This is a genomic window from Devosia nitrariae, assembly GCF_030160115.1.
GTDB classification, from domain to species: Bacteria; Pseudomonadota; Alphaproteobacteria; order Rhizobiales; family Devosiaceae; genus Devosia; species Devosia nitrariae.
The window spans coordinates 1-5833 of record NZ_BSNS01000027.1 but is presented as its reverse complement, the minus strand read 5'-3'; the positions used below and the strand labels follow the sequence as shown (position 1 = coordinate 5833).

Annotated in this window: 6 protein-coding genes; 5 read left to right on the top strand and 1 reads right to left on the bottom strand. The window is 61.1% G+C overall.

Going from position 1 to position 5833, the window contains the following annotated elements; all coding sequences use genetic code 11:
• Positions 1 to 126: 126 nt before the first annotated feature.
• Complete coding sequence (gene galU, locus QQK18_RS26220) at positions 127 to 1038, bottom strand: UTP--glucose-1-phosphate uridylyltransferase GalU (RefSeq protein ID WP_284343372.1); 912 nt, start codon at positions 1036 to 1038, stop codon at positions 127 to 129.
• A 600-nt stretch (positions 1039 to 1638) separates the two neighbouring features.
• Between galU and QQK18_RS26215 the strand changes: the two genes are divergently transcribed.
• The 5 genes from QQK18_RS26215 to QQK18_RS26195 all read left to right on the top strand — a co-directional run bounded on the left by QQK18_RS26215 (position 1639) and on the right by QQK18_RS26195 (position 5828).
• Entirely contained in the window at positions 1639 to 1827 is a 189-nt protein-coding gene (locus QQK18_RS26215) for a hypothetical protein (protein ID WP_284343371.1), read from the top strand.
• 486 nt (positions 1828 to 2313) lie between these two features.
• Entirely contained in the window at positions 2314 to 2985 is a 672-nt protein-coding gene (locus QQK18_RS26210) for a sugar transferase (protein ID WP_284343370.1), read from the top strand.
• Positions 2986 to 3033: 48 nt separating this feature from the next.
• A complete protein-coding gene (locus QQK18_RS26205; RefSeq protein WP_284343369.1) occupies positions 3034 to 3396 on the top strand; it encodes a hypothetical protein in 363 nt (120 codons plus the stop codon).
• A gap of 85 nt (positions 3397 to 3481) precedes the next feature.
• Positions 3482 to 4762, top strand: a complete 1281-nt coding sequence (locus tag QQK18_RS26200; protein WP_284343368.1) for a glycosyltransferase family 2 protein — start codon at positions 3482 to 3484, stop codon at positions 4760 to 4762.
• A gap of 28 nt (positions 4763 to 4790) precedes the next feature.
• A complete protein-coding gene (locus tag QQK18_RS26195) occupies positions 4791 to 5828 on the top strand; it encodes a glycosyltransferase family 2 protein (protein WP_284343367.1) in 1038 nt (345 codons plus the stop codon).
• Positions 5829 to 5833 lie beyond the last annotated feature (5 nt).

Genomic DNA, 5833 nt, shown 5'->3' with positions numbered 1-5833 from the left:
TCATCAAGCTCGCAAGCATCATGCTGTGGCTCAAATAGCTAAATTGTCACTACAACCTAGTAGTATACGAATGGGGCCATCCTTGAGGATGGCCCCATTTCGTTCGACAGGGCGCATGCCTGCCGCCTATTCGGCGGCGCGCAACAGCGGATCGGGCAGCCTGCTGTCGAGCCCGACCTTGCCCAGGGCCTCGAGGAACCCCTCGCGGATGTCGTCGCGATCGAGCGCATAGACGACGTTGGCGGTCAGGAACCCGACTTTGGATCCGCAGTCGAAGGACTGCCCGCGATACTTGACCCCGACGAACGGCTGGCTGCGCATCAGCGTCTGCATGGCGTCGGTGATCTGGATCTCACCCCCCGCCCCGCGCGGCTGATCGGCAAGCAGTGAGAAGACCTCCGGCTGCAGGATGTAGCGGCCGGAAATGATGAGATTGGAGGGAGCGCTTTCGGGCCTGGGCTTTTCGACCATGTCGGTGATGCGGAACCCGCTGTCGTCCCCCTCGCCCCTGGCAACGACGCCATAGGCAGAGACTTCGGTGAGCGGCACCTCTTCGACGGCAATAACGTTGCCGCCGGTTTCTTCGTATGTCTCCATCATCTGCTTGAGGACACCCGGTTTGCCCTTGAACAGCATGTCCGGCAAAAGCAGCGCGAAAGGTTCGGTACCTACGATGTCACGCGCGCACCATACCGCATGGCCAAGTCCCAACGGCTCCTGCTGACGGGTAAAGCTCGTCCGGCCGGCTGAAGGCAGGTCCTTTTGCAGTTCGGCGAGCGCTGTCGCCTTGCCCCGCACCTCGAGCGTCGTCTCGAGCTCGAACTGACGGTCGAAATGGTCCTCGATCACGCCCTTGTTGCGGCCGGTCACGAAAACGAAATGCTCGATGCCCGCTTCGCGGGCCTCGTCTACGGCATATTGAATGAGCGGGCGGTCGACGACCGTCAGCATCTCCTTGGGCATGGCCTTGGTCGCCGGCAAGAACCGCGTGCCCAGCCCTGCCACCGGGAACACCGCTGTCCTGACACGTTTCACCATGGTCGAAACTCCTCGGGTTAGAAAACAATCTGCCCAGGAAGGGCAACATAAGGACTATACAAAGTCCACCACAAAGAGCCGACATTGATGCATAGCTAATTTGCAAGCAGGAAGTGCCTACCGCCTACCCTTCACGCCCAAAAATCGCCACAAACCATCGAGGATGAATTTTTAATAACAAATACGTATCTGCGGATTTCAGTGATCGCCCGCCGTAGCCTCCCAAACGATTGCACGAGACCAGCATACCGTTTCTGATCTCTCACGAAAAACTATACCGAGAAGTCATTGTATTAATTTTTATCAGAAAGTGAGCACAGCATTATCGCCCGCATCGATTGACATGGGCATGGCGATCGGAGTTGAAGAAGCGGTCATTGTAGTTTCTCCGGCCAGCCGCTACTATTGACCGGTGACGCAATGGAGAAGCCGGCCACCATCAGGTAAAAATTGCCGATCGGGTCGACCGAATTGGTTTGGGCGGCGTTTACCCTGAAGCACATGTTTCGTGCTCGGTCCATGCGGTCTTAAGGGACGGTCAGCGACCCGACGCCATGCTGTCCCTGATATTGCCCATGATGCCGACAGAAGGAGGCTCGCATGCAGCAAGACGGTCGCGACGAAAAAGCGCTCATCGACGATGCCCGCCTGCATGCGCAGGACCTCCAAGGCCGCAGGAACCTCTGGTCCCGTTGGCCTTGGGGTGTGACCGCCCTCGCCGTAATCCTGGCGGGTTGGATTGGAATTTATCTTTTGTGGAATGGAGTTGTTTTCCTTTTCACCCTGTAAATTGGCTGACCATCATGGTCAGCCAACTGTAAGCATTGCATCCATCAACGGAAACCTGACCGGTTCGACTTGAGCCGGCCATATGTTTGCCCACTTCTTGAGCACCAGTGTGCGTCCTCAACGCAAACCTGTCCTCATAGTTTTCCGAGAGCGGGTTTGTGCCAAATTTAGGGCGAACCGTTCGCATGACTGCTATGCAGCCAAAGTATTGCAGGCCTCAGGCATTCATGTTCCCTTTCGCTCAGATGATGCAGGCTGATTTGCAAGAGGGTGTCCAGCGCCTTCGACAAGATGCAATCAGTTATTGGCGCCATGTAACCAACCAATCGCGGCGTGCCTATTATCCGGTTCGCCTCGACCTTGATTACAACAACAGCCGTATTTCTTCGTCCATCTAAAGAAATACGGCCTAGTCCCGGACCTTTGGGCCGAAATACTGGGACTGGATACGCAGCCAATGTCGTTTCCTCAGTTCGGGTAAAGAAAATGTCCGTTATCAATGCTGGATTGGATACATCACAGATAGCATCCGAGGTCCGCGAGCCGAAAGGAGGCGCAGTCAAGCGCGCTTTCGACGTCGTTGCCGGCTCGATTCTGCTGTTCTGCGCACTGCCGGCGATGTTCTTCATCGCCGTCATTATGTTTTCGACCGACCGCGGCCCCGTCTTTTTCGCCCACGAACGGATCGGGCACAAAGGACGCCGCTTCCGCTGCCTGAAATTCCGCTCCATGGTGGTCGACTCCCAGGAGGCTCTGGCGAGGCATCTCGAAATGTTCCCTCAGGCGAAAACCGAGTGGGAGGCGACGCAAAAGTTGCGCAACGATCCGCGGGTGACCAAGATCGGCCGCTTCCTGCGCGAAACCAGCCTCGACGAGTTGCCACAGCTCTTCAACGTCATCCGTGGCGATATGAGCCTTGTCGGGCCTCGGCCGATAGTCCATGCCGAGATGGCGCGCTATGCGGGTGAGATCGTCGCCTATGCCGCCACCCGGCCCGGCATCACCGGCCTCTGGCAGGTGAGCGGCCGCAGTGACGTTGACTATGACCAGCGCGTGCAACTTGATGCGCAGTATGTAAGGGAATGGTCACTCCTCGGCGACATCATGATCATGCTGCGAACGGTCAAGGTCGTGCTGTCGCGCACCGGCAGCCGCTGACCGGAACGTGGCGGATCAGATACCGCGCGGATTTCTGGAGAGTAAGACATGGCATCCATTCTCACGATGGGCGCAAGGATGTTCCGCACCAGGAGCCCCGAGCGCGACGCCAATACCGATCTCGACCGCTTCATGACGGTGCGGCGGTCGATCGCCGCCGCCATCGAGAGTGCAACGCGTGAGCGCGACGGACTGCAGCAGCGCGTCGACGTCTACTACGCCCAGGCCACCAGCCTCCTCGACAACTCGCCCGAGTTCGGCGAGCGCAACGAAGACGACGAAGGGGCGATCCGGCAGGCCGAAGAGAGTGCGGCCGCCGCGACGCGGCGCATCAGACAGATCTCCGAACACATCGACCAGTTGGACAAGATGCTCTCGGACGTCGACGAAGTCCTCACCGGCACGCCCTGAGGCAACGACGCAACGCCAGCTGGCGCGTGCCATGCTGGCGCGGCCGTGCTGCCGCATTGAGACCCCCTAACCGGGTGGCGAACCCATGCTGCAAGCTCAACCCCCGTTGGAGGCGTCGCCTCGCCCGCTCGTGTCGGTGATCATGGCCAATTACCAGGCTGGCCGCAGGATCGCGCGCGCGCTCGAATCCGTCCTCAACCAGACCGTCTGCGACCTCGAAGTCATCATCTCTGACGATGCCTCCGGTGACGAGAGCCTTGCGCTGGCCCGTGAGGCCGCGCTTCGCGACGCGCGAGTCCATCTGATCGAGGCCGAAGCCAATGCCGGCCCTGCGCGATCGCGCAACCGGGCCCTGGCGCAGGCGCGCGGCGAATGGATCGCCATCGTCGATTCCGACGATATGATCCATCCCGAGCGGTTCGAACGGCTCTTGGCAGCAGCCCGGCACTTCAGCGCCGACATCGTTGCCGACAACCTCCTGCACTTTCACGAGGACGGCACGCCTACGCGTTTCCTTCTCGGCGAGGGGCAGCGTCGCCCGTTCCGCGTGAGCGCAGAGGATTGGATACTCGCCGGCTACCGTCCCGGCACCGCACCGCTCGGCTATCTCAAACCCCTCATCAGGGCGTCTGTCCTCGGCGACACCCGATATGACGAAACGCTGCGCATCGGCGAGGATTACGACCTGCTGCTGCGCCTGTTGCTCACCGGCGCCAGCCTCCAGGTGGTTCCCGAACCCTGGTACCTCTATCGCCGTCATAGTGGTTCGATCTCCCACCGTCTCTCGATCGAGGACGTGGCGGCGATGATCGACAACCAGCGGCGCCTCGTCGAGCGAGAAGGTCCCTTCCCCGCTCTGGTCGCCGCCGCTCTCGAAGAGCGCATGCAGCGCCTCGAGCACAGCCACGCTTATGAACGGCTGGTTGCCAGAATCAAGCAACGCGACGCCATAGGCGCGCTTGCGCTCCTCGCCCGCCGGCCGCGTCTCGCCTCCAATCTCTGGCGGTCGCTTGACGATCGGCGGCGCAGGCCGGCGCCTGTCGCGGTGCACCAAGCGCCGCCGCGCGCGGAGGGCGTTCTGCTTCTGGGCGGCATGCGGAGCCCGCAGGCCCCTGCCTCCCATCGCATTGTACCGCCCTATAAAGGACATGCCGACATGGACTGGATGCATCCTTCGCCGCGCGAGGTCTGGGCCGAGCTTGCCGATCTCGGCAACGGCCGCGATCTGAAGGTCGTCTGCAATGATCCGGCCGGCATCTACGCGGCTGGGTTCATTCCTGCCGACCGGCTGACACTCGTGACTACAGACGGCGCAGCGGTCGCCGCCGGTCCGCAGCCAAGGCAGGCCGGAGAGGCGATCGGATGAACGACGCCGACGGAACAGGAGATAGACGATGACGGAGCGCAATGCTGGCCTGGTTCACGTGCGCACTCCGACCTATAAGCGTCCCGAAGCATTGAAGCGTGCTCTCGGTTCACTGATCGCCCAGACCTGGACAAATTGGGTGTGCGACGTCTACGACGACGATCCGACCGGCGCGGGCAAGGCGGCTGTCGAGGCGCTTGCGGATCCACGTATCCACTACAACCACAACTCCCCGCAGCGCTTTGCCTCTAAGAACATCAACCAGTGCTTCACTGCCGCCAACCCGCGTAGTGCCGACTATTTCTGCGTGGTGGAGGACGATAACTACATCCTGCCCACGTTCTTTGCCGAGAACATCGCGTTGTGCAGGCAAGAGGGCGTCGAGATCCTGTTGCGCAATCAGTTCATCGAGCATGCGAGCGGCACGACCGAGGCGCATTTGAGCCAAGGGGGCCTGCTCGATCGCCTTTACGTTGATGGGCTCTATCAGTCCGAGGACTTCAGACAGTCGCTCCTGATTGGCATCGGTGTTTCCAACGGTGGGCTGTTCTGGTCCCGCGACACTAAGTGCCGGCTGGAAATCGAGTATTCGACCACGGCGACGCTCCAGGAATACATGCGCACCTTCTCCATCTGCGAGCCGATCTACGTCGCCATGACGCCGCTCGCCGTCTGGGCCGAGAATGCCGAACAGACCACCCGCAACGCCGAGCTCAAAGCCTCCTATTTGCGGCGCGAACTCGACCTCAAGCGGTCGGTTCAGGCCCTGCAGCGCGCCGTATGGCGGCGGATGTCCAGGCAGCGGCGCCAGCAGTTCCTCACTGACCATCGCTTTGCCGGTGACCCGACGGCACGGGCGAGGATCCTTGCAAAGGCGCTGCTCTTGCCGGGCCTCGGGGGCAAGCTCGACAGGCGGGAGGCCCTGCGGCTGCGGGCGCGCGGCTTTGCCATTCGTACCCTTGGCCGGCTTGCGCCCGACTTCAGTGCGTTCGTGCGATCGCGCCTCGGAACCGCCCCCAACACTGCGACCGACTCCGCACCACGCCGACAGGCCGTGCGCGCATGACGACT